This window comes from Streptomyces sp. NBC_00358, assembly GCF_036099295.1.
Taxonomy (GTDB): Bacteria; Actinomycetota; Actinomycetes; order Streptomycetales; family Streptomycetaceae; genus Streptomyces.
Map to the genome: position 1 here is coordinate 283,755 of NZ_CP107976.1, position 18,644 is coordinate 302,398.

At 69.2% G+C, this 18,644-nt stretch carries 11 protein-coding genes; 6 read left to right on the plus strand and 5 right to left on the minus strand.

Translation table 11 applies throughout. From position 1 onward, the window contains the following. Window positions 1-876 (plus strand): cupin-like domain-containing protein, encoded by an 876-nt coding sequence (locus tag OHT01_RS01425; protein ID WP_328551241.1) that lies wholly within the window; start codon window positions 1-3, stop codon window positions 874-876. Beyond that, window positions 873-4,253, plus strand: a complete 3,381-nt coding sequence (locus tag OHT01_RS01430) for a lantibiotic dehydratase (RefSeq protein WP_328551242.1) — start codon at window positions 873-875, stop codon at window positions 4,251-4,253. The genes OHT01_RS01425 and OHT01_RS01430 overlap by 4 nt, the downstream gene beginning before the upstream one ends. A gap of 66 nt (window positions 4,254-4,319) precedes the next feature. On the opposite strand, the gene OHT01_RS01435 is transcribed toward OHT01_RS01430, so the two are convergent. Next, window positions 4,320-4,961: a class I SAM-dependent methyltransferase gene (locus OHT01_RS01435; protein ID WP_328551243.1), complete on the minus strand. Its 642-nt coding sequence runs from the start codon at window positions 4,959-4,961 to the stop codon at window positions 4,320-4,322. Between the two features lie 284 nt (window positions 4,962-5,245). Here OHT01_RS01435 and OHT01_RS01440 point away from each other — a divergent pair, with 284 nt between their 5' ends. From OHT01_RS01440 to OHT01_RS01450, 3 genes are all read left to right on the plus strand, one after another. Next, a complete protein-coding gene (locus OHT01_RS01440; protein WP_328551244.1) occupies window positions 5,246-6,217 on the plus strand; it encodes a lanthionine synthetase LanC family protein in 972 nt (323 codons plus the stop codon). 102 nt (window positions 6,218-6,319) lie between these two features. Continuing rightward, entirely contained in the window at window positions 6,320-7,147 is an 828-nt protein-coding gene (locus OHT01_RS01445) for a class I SAM-dependent methyltransferase (protein ID WP_328551245.1), read from the plus strand. Between the two features lie 154 nt (window positions 7,148-7,301). Beyond that, complete coding sequence (locus tag OHT01_RS01450; RefSeq protein WP_328551246.1) at window positions 7,302-8,198, plus strand: aminoglycoside phosphotransferase family protein; 897 nt, start codon at window positions 7,302-7,304, stop codon at window positions 8,196-8,198. Between the two features lie 187 nt (window positions 8,199-8,385). Here the strand turns inward: OHT01_RS01450 and OHT01_RS01455 are convergent, their stop codons facing one another. Continuing rightward, a complete protein-coding gene (locus OHT01_RS01455) occupies window positions 8,386-9,837 on the minus strand; it encodes a hypothetical protein (protein WP_328551247.1) in 1,452 nt (483 codons plus the stop codon). A 784-nt stretch (window positions 9,838-10,621) separates the two neighbouring features. Here OHT01_RS01455 and OHT01_RS01460 point away from each other — a divergent pair. After that, on the plus strand, window positions 10,622-12,511 hold the full coding sequence (locus OHT01_RS01460; RefSeq protein ID WP_328557991.1) for an N-acetylmuramoyl-L-alanine amidase: 1,890 nt from the start codon (window positions 10,622-10,624) through the stop codon (window positions 12,509-12,511). Window positions 12,512-13,116: 605 nt separating this feature from the next. Here the strand turns inward: OHT01_RS01460 and OHT01_RS01465 are convergent. The 3 genes from OHT01_RS01465 to OHT01_RS01475 all read right to left on the minus strand — a co-directional run bounded on the left by OHT01_RS01465 (window position 13,117) and on the right by OHT01_RS01475 (window position 18,489). After that, complete coding sequence (locus tag OHT01_RS01465) at window positions 13,117-14,670, minus strand: alpha/beta hydrolase (protein WP_328551248.1); 1,554 nt, start codon at window positions 14,668-14,670, stop codon at window positions 13,117-13,119. 394 nt (window positions 14,671-15,064) lie between these two features. After that, window positions 15,065-16,093 carry a LacI family DNA-binding transcriptional regulator gene (locus OHT01_RS01470; protein ID WP_328551249.1) on the minus strand — a complete coding sequence of 343 codons (1,029 nt, stop codon included), beginning with the start codon at window positions 16,091-16,093 and terminating at the stop codon, window positions 15,065-15,067. After that, complete coding sequence (locus tag OHT01_RS01475) at window positions 16,090-18,489, minus strand: glycoside hydrolase family 2 protein (RefSeq protein WP_328551250.1); 2,400 nt, start codon at window positions 18,487-18,489, stop codon at window positions 16,090-16,092. Before OHT01_RS01475 ends, OHT01_RS01470 begins: the two co-directional genes overlap by 4 nt. Window positions 18,490-18,644 lie beyond the last annotated feature (155 nt).

The window sequence follows — 18,644 nt, forward strand, 5'->3', positions numbered from 1 at the left end:
ATGGACATTCGCCCCGTTGTCAGAGTTCCCAGCGCGGAGTTCAGCCCGCACGCCTTCATCGGGGACCGCCCGGCGGTCGTAACGGACTGCACGGCCGACTGGCCGGCCGTACGGCACTGGGATTCGCGATACCTTCGGCGGGTCGCCGGTCCGCGGGAGATCGCGGTGAGGGAAACGGACGGGCCGCCCCGCAACATATTCCAGCGCCTCGGCCCGGGCGGGCGCATCCGGTTCGAGCAGTACCTCGACTGGGTCCTGGAGGCGGCGGAGGACCTGAAGCCGGTCCTTCGGCCGGGAATCGACTCCGGGGCCGTCACAGAAGCCGTCTGTGACCATCGATTCGAGCAGTCCTACTACCTTGATGCGAAGCTGGCCGCGCTTTCGCCCGAATTGTTGCGGGACGCTCCCGTTCCGGACTGGTTCCGTTCGCCTTTGGTGGACACGAACTTCTGGTGCGGGATACTCGGAACATCCTCGGGATTGCACTGCGACGTGACTCCGAATTGCAACGTGCAGGTCATCGGCCAGAAGAGTTTCCTGCTCTTTCCCCCGTCGCAGGCCCGCCTGCTGTACAAGCTGCCGAAAGCGACGCACTGCCGGTTCGACCCGAACCTGCCGGATTACGACACGTTTCCCCGCGCGCGGCGTGCAGTGGGATTCCGTTGCACCCTGCGACCCGGGGAATGCCTGTACATCCCTGTCGGCTGGTACCACCAGGTGACCGTGATGTCTCCCTGGGCCGTCAACGTGAACTTCTTCTGGCGGAGGCTGTTGTCACAATCGGTCGCGCACACCGAGTTGTGGCCGCTCCTGCTTCGACGCTCCCGCGCGGGACGGCGGCAGCGTACCCGCGCACGAAGGGAAGCGGCCAGGTGAGTGCCGACCCGGGGCCCACATCCCTTCCCCGGGCCGACCGGTGGACCGCCTCAGGGTTCTTCGTCCTGCGGACGCCCATGCTGCCGCTGGACACCCTGTCGGCCCTTGGCGAAGACCTCCGCGCGTCGGACGCCGACGGCCGGTCCACCGTGACGGAGCGGGCCCTGTCCGACGACCGCCGCACGGTTCGCGGCCGGCTTGCGAAGGTGTGCGCCCGTGCTGAAGTGCGAGAAGCCCTCTTCCTGGCATCCCCTTCCCTCGCGGAGAGCGTGGATGTCTGGCACCGCGACCCCGAAAGCCGACGCGGACGCAAGACCGAGCGGGCCTTGTACCGATACGTCTCCCGCATGGCTGCCCGCCCGACACCGTTCGGGCTCCTCGCCGGGTGGACGACGGGACGCGTCGGTGCCTCGCCCGGCAGCGTGACGAGCCTGTCGCTGGGGCCGCGCTCCTCCTACCAGCGGCAGACCCGCATCAGCTACGAATACGTGACGTCTTTGTCCGATGCGCTGGGAGACCACCCGTCCGTCCGTGACAGCGTGCGCTTCCATCCGAACACGACGCTCTACGAGGCGGCCGGACGTCTCCGGTACATCTGCGAGCGCGTGAAGGACGGACACCGGACCCATCACCTCGTCGCCGTCGCCCCTTCCGCGGAGTTGTCCGCTGTCCTGAAGCGCGCCGCCTCGGGAGCGCGACGGTGCGAACTGGTGGCGGCCCTCGGTAGCGAGGACGCCGACAGCGCTGACGAAGACGCCACCGATTTCGTGAACCAACTCATCCACCACCGGATCCTGGTCCCCGAGCTCGGCCCGAGCGTCTGCGGACCCGACCCCGCGGCCCAGCTCATCGGGCAACTGCGGAGCCTGACGGACTCAGGCCCGACCGCCGACGTCGTCGACGGGCTGACCCGGGTGCGTGACGCCCTGGCCGTCCTCGACGCGCAACCCCTCGGATCGGAACCCGCCGTCTACCGGAGGATCTCCTCGGCCCTGCCGAGCCCGCCGGCGAACACGAGGGGACACCGCGTCGCGCCCTTCCATACCGACCTCGTGAAGCCGGCGCGGTCCGCCGTACTCGGCCAGGACGTGACGGAGGAGATCCTCCGCGGCGCCCGCTTCCTCCACCGGATGGACCGCGGCGGCCACGACCGTGAGATCCACTGTTTCGCCGACGCTTTCAGGCAGCGGTACGGCGGCCGGGACGTGGCGCTGTGCGAGGCGCTCGACGAGGAGACCGGGATCGGCTTTCCGGTGTCGGAGGCGCAACGACCGGCCGCCGAGTCACTTCTGTCGGGACTCACGTTCCCCGACGCCACAGCGCACCACGCCGCACCGTCCGCCGACCACGACCTCCCTCCCCTGCTCCTGGCGAAATTCGGCGATGCCCTGCGCTCGGACGCCGGCGAACTCAACGTGGACGAGACCGACCTGCATGCCTTCGGCCTGAGCGAGGACAGGCAGGCCAAGCCTCTGCCGGACTCCTTCAGCGTGGTGGCGACCCTGCTGGCCAAGGACGAGCGGAGTGTCGCCGCGGGCACCTACCGGGTCTTCGTCTCCGCCGTTGTGGGCCCCTCGGCCGTCACGCCCCTCGGGCGACTGTGCCGTCATGACCGTGAGCTGACGGAGCTGCTGCGCACTCACGTCAAGGCCGAGGAGGCCCTACAGCCCGACGCGGTGTTCGCGGAGATCGTGCATGTGCCCGACGCGCGCGTCGGAGACGTACTGACGCGGCCCTCTCTGCGCGATGCCGAGATCGCCCTGCTGGGACATCCTGGAGGCGACCTCACCCGCCGTATCCCCTTGACCGACCTGTACGTCCGCGTCTCCGGTGACCAGGTGGTGCTCATGTCGCGTGAACTGGGTCGCAGAGTGCTGCCCCGGCTGACATCTGCACACAACTTCGGCGGACCCACCAATCTCGGCCTCTACCGCTTCCTTGGCGCGCTGCAGGGGCAAGGGGTGACGCGCCCGGCGTTCTCGTTCGGCGCGCTGCGGGCGGCACCGTATCTTCCGCGGGTGACGTCCGGCCGTCTCGTGTTGTCGCCGGCCCGGTGGAACATCGCGAGCGAGGAACTCCCGCCGCTCGCAGGGCTGGAGGACCGGGAGCGGTTCGAGGCGGTACGGCAGTTGCGCACACGCGTCCGCATGCCGCGCTGGGTGGCGCTGACGGAAGACGATCGCCTTCTGCCGGTCGATCTCGACAATGTGATCAGCGTCGACGGCCTGGTCCACCACCTTCTCCGCCGGCCCCGCGATGCGACGTTCACCGAGTTGTTCCATGGACCGGACGACGTATGGGTGCGAGGCGATGAGGGGCGGTACACCCATGAACTGGTGGTGCCGTTCCTTCGGGTTCCGCACACGCGGCCTGCACCGAGCCCGGCTTCCAGGCGTTCTGCCCTCCAGGTGCCTTCCGTGGCCAGGGCTCACCCGCCGGGATCCGACTGGCTCTACGCCAAGCTCTACACGGGGCCTGCGGCGGCGGACGACATCCTGCGAGAAGTCGTGCGGCCGGTGGTGAGACATGCGCAGCAGGCGGCTCGCTGCGACAAGTGGTTCTTCATCCGCTACGGCGACCCCGCGTGGCACGTGCGCCTCAGAATCCACGGCGACCGCAGTCGGCTCCTGCGCGAAGTCCTGCCCTGTCTCGTCGACACCGTCGCACCCTTCCTCTCCGACGAAACGCTCCAGGGTATGCAACTGGACACCTACGAGCCGGAGATCGAGCGGTACGGCGGCCCGGAAGGCATGCTCCTCGCCGAACGCCTCTTCTGCGTTGACAGTGAGGCGGTCCTCACCGCCTTGGAAGCACTGGCACTGGCCACGCACCGGACGGAAACAGAAGCCGGTCCGGAGAACGCCCTGGCAGCAGACCCCGACGGTCGCTGGCGGCTCTGCCTGGTGAACATGGACCGGATTCTGCGCGGACTGGGCATGTCCTTGACGGCCCGACGCGCGGCGACGACCGCCGCGCGCGACACTCTGGCCGAGGAACTCTCGGCCGACCGGGCTCTGCGCCGCGGGATCGGTGAGCGATACCGCTCGGAGCGCGGGGTTCTGGAGCACTTGATGGGCCCTGACTCCCCCGGCGAAGGACGCCGAAGGACCACTGCACCCCCGAGCGGGGTCCGGGCGCTGGACGGACTCAGTGTTCCCTTGCCGGCGGTGCAGCAGGTGGCCGAGGACCTGCGCCGCGCGATCGAGGCGGGGCAGGTCACCGCCTCGCTCCCGGAGCTGGCGAGCACCTATCTGCATATGCACGCGAACCGTCTCCTGCGCTCGGCCGCCCGACCTCAGGAGCTGGTGCTCTACGACTTCCTGCACCGGCTGTACGCGTCACGAGCCGCACGGCGCGGCGGCGCCGGGCGACCGTGAATCCGCGTCCCGCCCCTGACTCTGACTCTGACTCTGACTCTGACAGAGAGTGAGCGACGCGAACGGTCACACCGGTGGATACCGGATGAGGACCATGCCCGCGCCGTCCTGCCGGTGCAGCACGACGAACCCCGCCTCAAGAAGGAGGTCGTGGTGCCGGGAGTGCGCGTAGACGACGAAGAGCCGACGGGGAGCCCTCCGCTGGGACGCGGTGATCCGCTCGATCACGCGGCTGAGCGTGGGGGGCGGGAAGGGGTTGTACAGGTATACGACCTCCACCGCGTCCGGGATGTCGAAGCCGCCGGCGTCGGCGCAGTGCACTTCGATCGCGGTCCCGGGGTGGCGGCGCAGAGCACGGTGCACGTTGCGCCCGGCGATGCGGCACAGCGCCGGCGAGATCTCCACGCCGATGGCTCTGCGGAAGCCGTGCCGTCCGGCGAGCAGTAACGCCCTGCCCTTCCCCGCTCCCAGGTCGAGGAACACGCTCTCCTGCGGAACCACCGGGACCCGGCGGATCAATTCCATGAACACCAAGGGATTGGAGGCCTCGTGACCGGAGCGGGAGGCGCTGCCAAGCGGCGTGGTCGGGTCAGGCAACTCGATGGACGTGTCGGTTCCGTGAACGACGTCGAAGAGGATCTCGTGCAGCGCGAGACGGAGCCCGCGTGGGGTTCCGTGCCTCCTGCGCACGGAGGGAAACGCGCGCATCACCGTCGCCGTATGCCGCAACGTTCGTTCGCACACGGCCCCACACCCTTCTGACGACACGGACGGCCGGGCGCTCGAATGCCGCGCGCGTCAAGCGATTGGCGATGGGCGATGGGCGATCAACTGATCCAGCACTGCACGACGGTCGCAGATCGCTTCATATCATGACATCTTGTCCATATAGCCGCGATCTCTGCCGGGCAGGACACTCCCGTGCCCCGTGGCGTCCGACGCAAGTGAGCGCCCCACGATGGACAGGAAGGAAGAGAGAGCGGAGCGAGAGGGTGACAGGTGCACCTGAACCGACGTGGACCAGCGTGGTCGGCGGGGTACGCCAAAGCGCCGCGCTGGAAGTGGCCCTCGATGTCGCAGAACGTGCCGTCGGCTGCCGGGACATCGCCGACAGGCCTGCGGCGACCCGCGATCCGGCCCCCTCCCCGCAGACCTGGCGGCCGTACTCCGTGGCAGCAGGCGACGCAGGGCTCGCCGTGCTCTGCTCGTACCTGGACCGATGCTTCCCCCGAGCCGGGTGGGACGCGACAGGCGACAAGTTTCTCCGTGCGGCGCTGCGCGCAGCCGACCGCTCAGCGCACCTGTCCGCCGGTCTCTTCGCCGGGATCAGCGGACTGAACTTGACCGCAACACTGCTGCACCGGCACGACACACATGACCAGCACCCCACGGCAGCCCTGGACGCGGAACTGGCCTCGCGCATCTCGCTCATGACATCCCGCCTGCACTCCGGTCAAGGGCTTGCCCCAATGGAAGGCCACGACGTCGTCTCCGGGGTGAGCGGTGTGGCCACCGGCCTGCTGGCCCATGACCCGTACAACAGGCTGCCGGAGGTACTGGGTGCCCTGGTGTGGCTGGCCGCCCGCGTACCCGGCCCACCGCGCTGGGCGACCCCGCCCGAACGGCTGGTGAGCGAGCCGGCGCGCCGGTTCTACCCCTACGGCAAGCTTGACTGCGGGCTGGCGCACGGCCTCCCAGGCCCATTGAGCGCACTGGCCCTGGCACTGCTGGAAGGCCATGAGGTACCGGGCCAGTCAGCAGCCGTACGGCACATGGCCGACTGGTTGGTGGAACATCGCAGCGACGTGTCCTGCGCACGCCGGGCACGCTCCGCCGCCACCAGTGGTTCCAGGTGCTCCCACACAGAGATCACCGATCCGCCCGGGATACCCGGAGACGGGCTCAATGCCGACCACGCCATGCGTGACGAGGGCGCCCAGGTTGTCGCGGGCAAGATCGGATGAGGGCAGTTCTCATGCACGAACGTCCGCGCCCGGGCCAGTCGTACGGTGCGGTGTCGGCTTCCGGCGGCATCTCCATGGACGAGCCCTATAGTTTGTGCGCTCGTGACCAATGACCCGAAGGCGCGCCTGAATGCACACGACCTCGGCCGGGTGTTCAACGAGGTCCCGGAGCTCTACGACCGGGTCCGGCCGGGATACCCCGACGAACTGTTCGCGGACCTTGTCGCCGTCACCGGTACGGACGACAGGTCGTCGGTGCTGGAGGTGGGCTGCGGTACCGGTCAGGCGACGCGCTCGCTGGCAGCACTCGGATGCTCAGTGACCGCCATCGAGCCGGGCCCCGACATGGCCGCACTCGCTCGCCGGCGGATCGCCTCCTTCCGCAACGTCCAAGTCGAGACGTCAACGTTCGAGCAGTGGGACGACCGCGGTCGACGCTTCGATGTCCTCGTGGCTGCGTCGTCGTGGCACTGGGTCGATCCGTCGATCGGCTGGCGGCGAGCGCACGACGTGCTCCATTCCGGAGGCTGGATGGCGCTGCTCGGCCACGTCGTCGTCCGCCAGCCGGGAGAGCCGGAGGTGTATGCCGAGACCGCCGATCTCCACGAGCGGTTCTGCCCCGGGAACCCCGATTGGGGTCATCCGCCACTCGAAGAAGACGTGCGTTCCACCGACGAGGGCTGGGGCCTGGTCGACGATCCCGGCGGTTTGTTCGGCCCAACTACCGTCCGCTGGTATCCAACCGTTCAATGGTTCACCGGGGACGGCTTTGCCGATCACCTTCGCTCGTTGTCGCTGTACCGGAGGCTTGACCGCGATGTTCGCGAGCCCCTGCTCGACGCCATCGCCGAGCGCATCCGTACCCGGATGGGCGACCGAGCATCACGTCGCTATTTGAGCGTCCTACGTGTCGGACAGCGCGCTGAGTGAGACCGGGAACCGATCTGAACTTTGAGGCCGTTCCGTCCCAAGGCCTCTGATCCCAAGCTCTCTGAAACCGCATTGATGACGCCAGAGGATCACAGCGACATGTTCCGGAGAGCGAGAGCCCGCTCCGTCTGCTGCCTGAGTACGGTGACGTCTCATGACCGACACCGGGATCGAGATCACCGCAGACCTGGTCCGCGACCTGCTGCTGGAACAACATCCAGATCTTGCAGGGCTGGCCATCCGCGAGGTGGCGGGCGGCTGGGGCAACCAAATGTGGCGCCTCGGGGACGAGTTGGCCGTACGCATGCAGCGCATGGACCCCACCCCGGAGCTCCAGCTCAAGGAGCGGCGGTGGCTCCCCGTGCTGGCCCCGCGCCTGCCGCTCCCGGTGCCGACCCCGGTGCGGTTCGGCGAACCGTCCGAACGCTTCCCCAAGCACTGGACCGTGATGACGTGGGTTCCCGGCGAGCCACTGGACCACGGCTCGATCAGCCGCGGCGACCACGCGGCCGACACGCTGGCGGGCTTCCTCCGGGCGCTCCATGTGGAGGCGCCCGCCGAGGCGCCGATCGCTACGGACCGCGGCGGCCATCCCAAGAACTGTACGGAGGGCTTCGAGAACTTCTTCCGGGCCGTTGTCCCCGACGACATCGCTGCGGATGTCCGGGCCGTCTGGGACGACGCCGTTGCGGCCCAGGCGTGGGAGGGACCGCGGGTGTGGGTGCATGGCGACCTCCATCCCGCAAACGTCGTCGTCTCGGACGGAACGCTCTCCGGCATCGTCGACTTCGGCGACATGTTCGCCGGCGACCCAGCGTGGGACCTCGCCGCCGCATGGGTGCTACTACCCGCGGCCACTGCCTCACGGTTCTTCGACGTGTACGCCCATGCAGACGACGCGGCGATCCGGCGCGCCCGCGGGCTGGCCGCCATGAAGAGCCTCTTCCTGATGCTCATGGGGCAGAACGGAGACCGGGGCCTCCCCGGCGGCAAGCCGAACTGGGGACCCGCAGGCCGGGCGGCACTTGAGCGTGTTCTGAAGGGCGTTTGACGCACGCTCCTTTGCTGAGTTCCATGCTCCGCGCAACGACTGATCAGCCCGGAGAGCAACGCAGTTCAGCTTGCTGGTGCGAGAGTATCCAGCTTCCCGACGCTGTCGAGTGGCGGTCGGACCAGCAGGTCGCATCCGGTCGGCACCGCCGGGCCGGCTGACCCGGCGGCGCGCCCGCCGCGACCTGTCATTCGGGGGCGAAGGTGTCCGTGACGAAGGACGTCCGGTCGCGGGAGCCGGTGCCGTCGGTGATCCACCAGTACGCGGGGTGCTCGCCGTACAGGCCGAACAGCAGACCCGGTGCCCAGGCCAGGACGAGTTCGTCGCGGCCGTCGCCGTCGAAGTCTCCGGCGCCCACGGGGCGGGCGTGCAGCCACTTGGCCGGCGTGTGCTCGCCGCCGACGGTCGCGGGGCCTTGGCGCAGCACGTTGGTGCGGCGGTCGCCGTCGATCAGGGTGGCGCCCTGGTAGGTGGCGACCAGGATGCCGTCGCGGCCGTCGCCGTCGGGGTCGGCGGCGGTGAAGCCTCCGGGGCCGTAGTCGGTGCCCAACCCCTCGGGAACGTCCGGCAGCCGGTGCACGACGGGCGGCGTGCCGGAGCCGGGGTAGACCGTCAACGAGTTGTCCGCGGGTGCGGTACCGGGCGCGTCCTCGTCGTTGCGACTGTGGTCGCCCCCGACGGCGACGTCTCGCACACCGTCGCCGTCGAAGTCGCCGAAGGCGTGGGCATTGCCCCGGCGCAGCACGGTGCCCCGGGCGGCGAGCCCGGTGCCGCGGTGGGCGACGACGAGCGTATTGCCGGACTGTTCACCGTCGTTGATGTCGTGCACGAGCAGGGAGGTGGCACGCGGCTTGCCGGACGGATCGATCGCGTCGGCGAAGAGTGAGCCGCTCAACCAGGGCAGCCGGGTGTCTGTACGGGCCGGGGCACCGGAGCGGTCGAACGGGCCGTAGAGCACCACCAGGGATGATTTGTCCGCGGCGGATCCGGCGAGGTCGTGGTGCCCGTCGCCGTCGAAGTCGCCGCGGACCAGCGTCGAGATCCCCAGGTTCGCCACCCGGCCGGGCATCCGCAGCGGGGTCGCCCCGGGCGTCGGTCCGGTCGGGCCGCCCCAGGAGACGTACGGGACGGCGCGCGACACGGGGAGGAAGCCCTTCTCCTTGACGGTGGGCCCGCTGCGGACCGTCACGAAGTCCGGGAAGCCGTCGCCGTCGAGGTCGGCGGTGACCACCCCGGCGGCGGGGAGGGTGTCCTTGAAGCCGTGCGCCACGTCCGGCTCGGGCAGGCCCAGGTCGGCGCGCGACCAGACGCTGTGAACGGCGGGGTCGAGGCCGTGGGCGGAGCCGAAGACGACGCCGACGCGTTCCTCGCCGGCGGGGTTCGTCTTCCGGTCGAATCCGCCGACGGTGACGGGGACCAGCAGGTCACGGTAGCCGTCGCCGTTGACGTCGTCGGGGTCCGTCGAGACCTTGCCGGAGTGCGGTGCCTGGCGGGCGGGGGGCGTGGCCGGTGACGTCGAGCCCGGGGACGGCCGGCCGGCCGTCGCGTCGCCGCATCCGGCGAGGGCGAGGGCGAGCAGGGCGCAGGCGACAGCGGTCGCGGACGTGGGCGACGCGGACCACGGAACTCGGCACTTCATCCGCCCACCCTCGCATCCCCGAACGGAGCGTCGGCAGGCGGGTGGGTGCGGGAGCGTCCAGGGCCCGCCAGGTCCGTGCGAGTTCCGCGGCCCACCGCCCGAGAATCACTTCGTTCGCCCGGCCACGGAATCCCGAGCCTCGGCAGCGGTCGGGCCAGGGCGTCAGGGCGGTCGGCTGGGTCAAGCCGCCGTGAGCCACGTCAAGGTTCCCTACGTTGTTCTGCGGGAGGCCTTGAGCCCTTCGTAACGGAACGGCGGGCGTTCGTCGGTCAGCCCACCGCACTGGGCATACCTCATGTACTCCGCATACCGCGGGGTTGACGGACCGTCAGTTCTCTCACGCCACGCTTTGAAGGTCAGTGGCCTTTACGGGACAGCCCTTACGGAGTTGGAATCAGCTGCACGTCTTGGAACGATGCGCTGCCGCCCAAATCCTCAAGAACAGTTCTTTCCCTGAACAACGTTCCGACAGAACTCCATCCCTCTCAGTCAAGTGGTCAATCTGCCCAATCCTAGGGTGTCTTGCACGTCAGAGCTCGCTGACCATATAGTTTCAGTTCATCCACTTGACGAGACTTTTGACGTCTCGACATGAAGTGCGATACAGCAAGAGTCGCCTTCGGGGGCGTTCACGGCACGGCAATCTCTGAATTTTTCTCACTTTCCACCCCGAAGCGACATCGACCTTGACGTCCGACAAACACGCAAAGTCGACGATTCCTTCCCGGTTGTCCTGGAGCACAAAAAAGTGAAGACGAAGAAGACAACGGACAGCGCTTCCCAAATGCGCGCGTCCCGGTACCGGCTGATCTGCTTGGCCGCCACGAGTGTGTTGACCGCAGGAGCCTTAACTGCCCTGGCACCCGCGACCGCACAGGGCGCCGCAGCCGTACCGAGCACACGGCAGCATGCCTTCGTGGCCGCCGCTGCCAAGTACCACGTCCCCGTCGAGGTGTTGCTCGCTGTGGCGTACCAGGAGTCGGCATGGGACGCCCACTCCGGCCGGATGAGCACCAGTGGCGGCTACGGCCCGATGCACCTCACGGACGTCACTCCCGCGATGCTGGCCGACGGTCCGGCCGGGGCCGTGGGGCGGGCGGATCTCGGCGAGTTGGCGAAGGACCCCGCCCTGCACACCCTGCGGGCTGCGGCCAGACTCACCGGCCTGACCGTTGCCGAACTGCGCGAGGACCCTGCCGCCAACATCGCGGGCGGTGCCGCGCTTCTGGCCTCCTATCAGCGGGCCGTGTCCGGCAGTCGGTCCTCGGACGCCGGCCAGTGGTACGGGGCGGTGGCCCGCTACAGCGGTTCGTCGCAGAAGCGGGGCGCCAGGGCGTTCGCCGGCCGCGTCTTCGCCACCATCAGGACCGGGGCCACGCGTACCACCCCCGACGGCCAGCGGGTGTCGCTGAGCGCCGACAGCAACGTCCGCGTCGCTACGGGGCAGTTGAGCAGGCTCGCCCTAACCGGCACCACGGAGTCCGAGGCGACCGAGTGCCCGCCTGAAGTCTCGTGCACGTTCGTGCCGGCGGCGTCGTCCAATGGCCAGGTCTCCAACCGCCCGGCCAACGGCATCAGGATCGATACGATCGTCATCCACGACACCGAGTCGTCGTACGAATCTGCCATCACGACCTTTCAGAGTGCGGGCGGAAGTGCCGCGCACTATGTGATGCGGTCCTCGGACGGCGCGGTGACGCAGATGGTGCCGACCAAGGACATCGCCTTCCACGCCGGCAACTACTCAACGAACCTCCACTCCATCGGCATCGAGCACGAGGGTTACGCCGCGCACGGCGGCACCTGGTACACCGAGGCGCAGTACGAGGCGACGGCGTCCCTGGTGCGGTACCTCTCGGACCGCTTCGGCATACCGCTGGACCGTGAGCACATCATCGGCCACGACAATGTCGCAGGCCCCAACTCCAGCCTCGTCGCGGGCATGCACTGGGACCCGGGCACTTCCTGGGACTGGGAGCACCTGATGAGCCTGCTCGGCGCTCCGGTGGCGGGGGACCACGGAGTCGGGTCGGTCGGCTCGGCGGTGACGATCACTCCCGGCTTCACCGAGAACCAGCAGACCGTGCAAGTCTGCCCCGGCGACGACCCCACCGGCGCCACTCCTGTCTGCACCCCTCAGCAGCAGTCCTCCAACTTCGTCTTCCTGCGTACCGCGCCCAGCAGCACCGCCCCGCTCTTCGGCGACCAGGCCATTCACAAGGGCGGAGCGGGCACTGACCGGATCAGCGACTGGGGGTCCACCGCCCAGGCGGGACAACAGTTCGTGGTGGCCGACGCCGACGGCGACTGGACCGCCATCTGGTACAGCGGCGAAAAGGTCTGGTTCTACAACCCGGACGGCATCAACACCACCCCCGCGCACGACGCAACGCTGATCTCCGCCGGCGGCACCACACCGGTAGCGGTCTACGGCTCCAGCTACCCCGACCGAGCGGAATACCCCGCGGGACTGTCCCCTTCCACGCAGGCACCCGTCAGCTGGTACACCGTCCCCGTCGGCCAGGCGTACGTCGCCACCCGGCCGCCGGCCTACACCGACGACTACTTCACCTCCGGGGCAGTCGTCATCGGCGCCAAGCAGATGTACACCATCCAGTACAACCACCGCGTCGCGTTGGTCTACTCGGCGGATGTGACAGCGACGGGCATGTGACCTCGGCTTCTGGCCCGTCACGCCGATCCGCCCAATGGCCGTCACACGTGGTCGCGTTGATCAGACCACGGGCAGTTTACGAAGCCGTCCACCCGGGCTCTTCCTCCCGGTCGTCTTGCAGGGCGGCGTCCCGCCCGGACCTGGATGAGTCTCGACGAGTTGGCCTCCTGAGGCCGGCCTGACGGCAGCACGTTGCGACCGTGTTCGGTACATCTTTTGATGTGCCGAACACGGAACTGCCCGTCAGCGATGCGCGGTGTTGCCGGTGATGGCACTCAGCTTTGCGGAGTCCGAAGCTGCTCCTACTGAGAACGCGGAGTGCCAACCGGGTCACGACTCCAACACCGCGGCCGGTCAACGTAGATGCGCACTCACGTATCGCCGTTTGCGCGCCCTGGCGCGAGCCTCGACCAGCCAGAGCCCACGGCATGGACCCAGCAGCACCTGATCCCTCAAGAAGACTTGGCGTCTGCCTGCGGATCTCACCCCGGACGTCGTACCACTCGGTGTGCCACAGAAGAGCCGGAAGGTGCGGCTGCTCCCGGTCGATGAAGGCGCCGGCGGGACAGGCTTCCTGCCCGGTGGCATGTACGGCAGTACGAGCCTCAGGACATGCTGCCCCGGCACACCTTCCCCGGGGCCGGGGTGCGGCCCGTGCGGAGGTAGTGGTCGACCGTCTCCGTGACGCAGCGGTTCATCGGGTAAGTGCCGTGGCCCTCCTCCTCGGCCGTAAGGAGGACACCGACGCCGTCGCCCAGGGCGCGGGCCATGTGGCGGGCGCCGGGGTAGGGGGTGATCGGGTCGCCGGTGCCGCCGACCACCAGGACGGGGGCCGCGCCGTCGGCGTTCACCTGGAGCCTGGCGCGCTCGCCGTCGAACGGCCAGCCGTAACAGAGGTAGACGCCGCTGGACCAGGCCGCGCCGAAGACGGGTGACGCGGCTTTGATGCGGGCCTCGTCCCTGTCAAGGCGTTCGAAGCCGGGGCGCAGGCTGGAGTCCGCGCAGGTGATCGCTGTCAGGGCGACGCGGCTGTTGTCGCGCGGGGTCGCCGCGCGGTCGGCGGAGCCGATGTCCTCCGCGCCCTTGCTCAGCGGACGGCCGTCGTTGTGGTCGATCAGCGCGGTGAGGGCCTTGGCGAGCGGCGCCCAGCCGTCCGTGCCGAGGCGGAGATGGTCGCTGACGGCGTACGCGAGGTCGTCGGCGTCGAGATTCCTGCCGACGCCGGCCGGGGCGGGCTTCTTCTCCAGGCGGTCGGCCAGGCGCGCCATGCGCCGCGCGGCCTCCTCGGGCCCGTCGCCGGTCGGGCAGTGGCGGATACGGGCCGCGCAGTGCGCGGCGAACCGGTCGAACGCCGCCTGGACCGCCTTGACCTGCGACACTTCCTTCTCGTCGTGGTCCTCGGTCGGATCGACGGACGCTTCGAGGACGAGCCGTCCGACGTGCGACGGGTACAGGTGGGCGTAGACCGCGCCGAGCGCCGTTCCGTACGAGACGCCGAAGTAGTGCAGCCGCTCGTCGCCGAGGAGGTAGCGCATCAGGTCGAGGTCACGCGCGGTGTGCGAGGTGCCGATGTACGGGAGGAGCGCCCCGGAGTGCTCGGCGCAGGCGTCGGCCCCGTCGTAGCCGGTGTCGTCCGCGGTCTTCCCGCATCGCACGGGGATGGTCGCGCCGACGCCGCGCGGGTCGAAGGAGACCAGGTCGTAGCGGTCGAGGAGCGGCTCGTACTCGTTGAGGAATTCGGGCAGTCCGCTCACGCCGGACACACCGGGGCCGCCGAAGTTGAGGACGAGCGAGCCGATGCGCCGGGCGTTCGGGCCGGTGGCCTTGCGGCGGATCAGGGCGACGTCGATCGTCCTGCCGTCCGGTTTCCGGTAGTCGAGGGGGGCCTTCATGGTGACGCAGTCGTAGCCCGTGCGCGCGGTGGGCGGCGAGGTGCACTTGTGCCAATGGAGGTGCTGGCCGGTGGTGAGCGCGGTGGGCAGACCGGCGGGCGGGTTGTTCGCGGTGAACTCCGTACGCGGCTGCGCACTCCGACCGGGAGCGTCGTGGTGGAGCCAGGTGCTGACGGACCCGATCGCGGCGAGGACGACCACCGCGATGATGCGCGCGCCGACCGAGAGACCCGGCCTGTGGCTTCGTATCGGATGTGCGTCACTCATCGAAATCCCCGCGCTCCCGCCCCTGGACGCCCGCCCCGTGCCCGCACGCCCGTATCCGTGATCGTCCGATCGTCGAATGCGTGCAGGATACAAGCCGCCTCCGACAGCACGGCCGGACGCCTGGCGTGCAATGTTCGGGGGGGGCGGCGGGCTCGTCACGGCCGGTCAGCCGGTGGCGGACGGGGACACGGCTCGACCACCGGCGCGCGGGCGGCGCCCAGGCCCGACAACCGGCGGTGCCCATGTCACTCGTAGTGGATGGTGTTCCGACTCGCGCCGACGGAGCCGGGTTCGCGGAGAATTCATCGGAGGTTCCCTCCACGGCGCCGACTTCGATCGCGGCGATGAGGTGCCGGAGCTCATCCGGGCGGCGCGGCAGGTGGCGCGTTCGCGTTCAGCGCGACGGTGGACCCGTCGAGCCTCGCGGGGTGAGGCTGGGAGTGGACACCTGGTGGGAAGCGGGTCCTTGGCCCGAGATGACGGCGAACAATGTACGCATCACCTCGGCTCCGAAGCCGTGCACATCGTGGCTCATCGCAGAGAGCGGGGGGTGGGTCAGACGGCACAACTGCGAGTCGTCCCACGCCAGCAGCGACAGGTCGCCGGGGACGGCGAGCCCGAGCTCCTGCGCCACGGCCGCGCCCGCCACCGCCATGATGTCGTTGTCGTAGACGATGGCCGTGGGCCGATCGGGAGTAAGGAGCAGCGAGCGGGTGGCGCGGGCGCCGTCCTCGCCCGCGAACCCGGTGGCCACCTGTGGGCCGCTCTCCAGCCCGAGTTCACGTCCTACCGACTCGAACGCTGTCGTGCGGATCCCACTGTGTCCGAGGCCGGCCGGGCCTCCCACTCGGGCGATGCGGCGGTGTCCGAGCGCGGCCAGATAGCGGACGGCTTCCTCGACCGCGGTGGCGTCGTCGGTCCACACGGACGTCAGGTCCCCGGTGAGGGAGGGGTGGCCCACGGCCACCGTGGGCATGCCGAGGTTCTCCAGCGCGGGGACGCGGGGGTCGTCCTGGTGGAAGTCGACGACGATGGAACCGCCGACCTGCCGACCCTGCCACCAGTGCTTGTAGAGATTGACCTCTTCGTCAAGATCTCGTACGAGGCGCAGTAGCAGTGAGTAGGACCGGTCGCTCAGTACGCTCTCGATACCGGAGATGAATTCCATGTAGAACGGTTCGAGCCCGAGCAGTCGTGCCGGCCTGCAGATGGCGAGTCCCACGGTGTCCACCCGGGTCCCGGACAGGCTGCGCGCCCGGCTGTTCGGGGTCCATCCCAGTTCGCGCGCTGCCTCGATGATGCGCTCGCGGGTGGCGGGGGAAACCCCGGGTTTGTCGTTGAACACGATGGAGACGGCTCCCGTGGACACCCCGGCGTGCCGGGCGACGTCCCGGATGGTGACACGGTCGGACGGAGCGCTCACGCCGGCTCCACGCAGAACAGCGCAGCCCGTACGGCCTGGACGTCACGCCCCGTCCAGCCGCGGACGCGGATGCGGACGTCTTCACCGGGGAGCAGGCTGGTCAGCCCGCGGTCCGCGGTCGCGTCGGGGGCCAGGCGGTCGGGCTGCAGCAGCAGATCGCGTACCAGGGTGTGTGCGGTGACCACGATGTCGACTCTATCGCCCTTCCCGTCCACCGGCTCGATCCGGACATCGAACCTCGGCCTCGGGTAGTCGAAGTTCCTGTCCGTCACCGCTATGTGCAGGGCGCGGAGCTCGTCCGCGTCGGCCACCAGGAACTCCCTGGGGGCTCCCGGGGCCAGAGCCACCTGCGGCGGAACTCGCGTCCGCGCGACGGAGCGGGGAGCGACCTCGACCTCCCAGGTACCGAGGCCGGTCTGTGAACCATCCGTCGTGAACCGGCGCAACGCGACTGCGGTGCTCCAGGGGTGAGCCGACTGGTTCACCAGGGTCACGGTCGGTCCGCCTGGGTCGGGCTGGATGGTGAGCAGGTGGTCGGCATAGAGGCGGCGGAGCTCGTGGTAGAGCGGCTTGAGCCGGCCGTCCCCGTCGATGGCGGACCAGGACGACACCGGCCAGCAGTCGTTGAGTTGCCAGAGTACTGTGCCCGCGCATTCGGGCCAGTGCGCCCGCCAGTGCTCGATCCCGGCGGCCACGGCGCGGGCTTGGACGAGCTGGGTGAGGTAGTGCCAGCGGTCGAAGTCCCCCTCGGGCAGGGCGAAGTGCCGGCCCACTCCCCGGTTGAGCTTGCCGTTGCCGTCTTCGGCCTTCTGGTGGTGGAGCATGCCGGGTGAGTCGGGCGAGAGTGTCTCTCCCGGCAGCGCCCGCCGTAGGGTCGTGATCGCGGGCGGGGCCTGCCAGCCGAACTCGGCGACGAACCGGGGCACGCTGTCCCGGTACTCGGCGTAGTCGCGGCGGTTCCACACCTCCCATGAGTGGTGGGTGCCGTGGGCCGGGTCGTTGGGGTGCCGCTCCCAGTCGCCCGACCATGGGCTTCCGGCGGTGTAGGGCCGGGTGGGGTCCAGTTCGGCGAGGATGCGCGGCAGCAGGTCGAGGTAGTACCCGCCGCCCCATGAGTCACCGCCCAGCTTCGGCTCCCAGCCCCAGTCGCGGAACCCCCAGAGGTTCTCGTTGTTGCCGTTCCACAGTACGAGGGAGGGGTGCGGCATGAGACGCACGACGTTCTCACGCGCCTCGGCGTCCACTTCACCGCGCAGTGGCTGCTCTTCGGGGTAGGCCGCGCATGCGAACGGGAAGTCCTGCCAGACCATGAGGCCGAGTTCGTCGCAGATGTCGTAGAAGGAATCGTCCTCGTAGATTCCTCCGCCCCACACGCGGACGAGGTCGACGTTGGCCTCCGCGGCCTGGGTGAGTCGTCGGCGGTAGCGCTCGGATGTGACCCGGGAGGGGAGGGCGTCGTCCGGGATCCAGTTCACGCCGCGCGCGAAGAGACGTTCACCGTTGACGATCAGGGTGAAAGCGGTGCCGTGTTCGTCGGGTGTGCGGTCCAGTTCGACCGTGCGGAAGCCGATGTGCCGCCGCCACGTGTCCAGCACGTCCTGCCCTGCGGAAAGCACCACCTCCAGCTCGTAGAGGGTCTGTTCGCCGTAGCCGCGCGGCCACCAGAGGGCGGGGTCCGGTACATCCAGCGTCAGGACCCCGCTCGTACCGGTGAAGTGCGCTTCGGCCCGGGCGCCGGCGACGGTCGCGAGGGCCGTCAGCCGGCGCCCGTCGCCTGCGACGGACCGCTCGACCTCGAGGTGCACCTCCACGCGCCCCGCTGCTTCTGCCAGGGTGACCATGGGACGTACCCGGGCGATGCGGGCCGTGGACCAGTGCTCCAGGCGGGCGGGACGCCAGATGCCGGCCGTGACGAGGGTGGGTCCCCAGTCCCAGCCGAAGCTGCAGGCCATCTTGCGGATGTACTGCGAAGGTGCCGGATACACGTTGGGACGGTCGCCGGTCCGTTCCCGCACGGCTTCGGCTGCCGTGTACGCGGACAGGAAGCGCACCGCCAGTTCACCGGACCGGCCGGTGACGTCGAAGCGGTAGGTCCGGTGCATGTTGTGTGTTCGGCCCAACTCGACACCGTCAAGCGTGATTTCGGTGGCCGTGTCGAGACCGTCGAAGACGAGGTCGGTGCGTTCGTGCGCGGTCGCCGCGCCGATGTGCGTCGAGTACGTCCACGGTCGCTCCCCCACCCAGGCGACGTCGAGTTCGTTGGTGCCGATGTACGGGTCCGGCAGCAGCCCCGCGGCCAGCAGGTCGGTGTGCACACAGCCGGGAACGACGGCGCTCAGCGCCTTCCCCTCGTGATGCAGACTCCACCCCTTCGAGAGCAGGGTGATGTCCTTCATGACGCAGCTCCCCTCGCTGGACCGTCGCCCGCCGTCCACGGACTACAGGCAAGCTAGGCCCTCCCTCGGAGCCCTGTCCATAGACCGGTTCAGTTCACCCATTCCGACTAGATCCTCTTGTCGCACGGCCCTGAGCACGGATGATGTCGCGTTGC

Bases quoted from the DNA above. Each gene is read 5' to 3' on its own strand.
- OHT01_RS01425 (WP_328551241.1), top strand. From the start codon at position 1: ATGGACATTCGCCCCGTTGTCAGAGTTCCCAGCGCGGAGTTCAGCCCG.
- OHT01_RS01435 (WP_328551243.1), bottom strand. From the start codon at position 4,961: ATGCGCGCGTTTCCCTCCGTGCGCAGGAGGCACGGAACCCCACGCGGG.
- OHT01_RS01450 (WP_328551246.1), top strand. From the start codon at position 7,302: ATGACCGACACCGGGATCGAGATCACCGCAGACCTGGTCCGCGACCTG.
- OHT01_RS01455 (WP_328551247.1), bottom strand. From the start codon at position 9,837: ATGAAGTGCCGAGTTCCGTGGTCCGCGTCGCCCACGTCCGCGACCGCT.
- OHT01_RS01460 (WP_328557991.1), top strand. From the start codon at position 10,622: ATGCGCGCGTCCCGGTACCGGCTGATCTGCTTGGCCGCCACGAGTGTG.
- OHT01_RS01465 (WP_328551248.1), bottom strand. From the start codon at position 14,670: ATGAGTGACGCACATCCGATACGAAGCCACAGGCCGGGTCTCTCGGTC.
- OHT01_RS01475 (WP_328551250.1), bottom strand. From the start codon at position 18,489: ATGAAGGACATCACCCTGCTCTCGAAGGGGTGGAGTCTGCATCACGAG.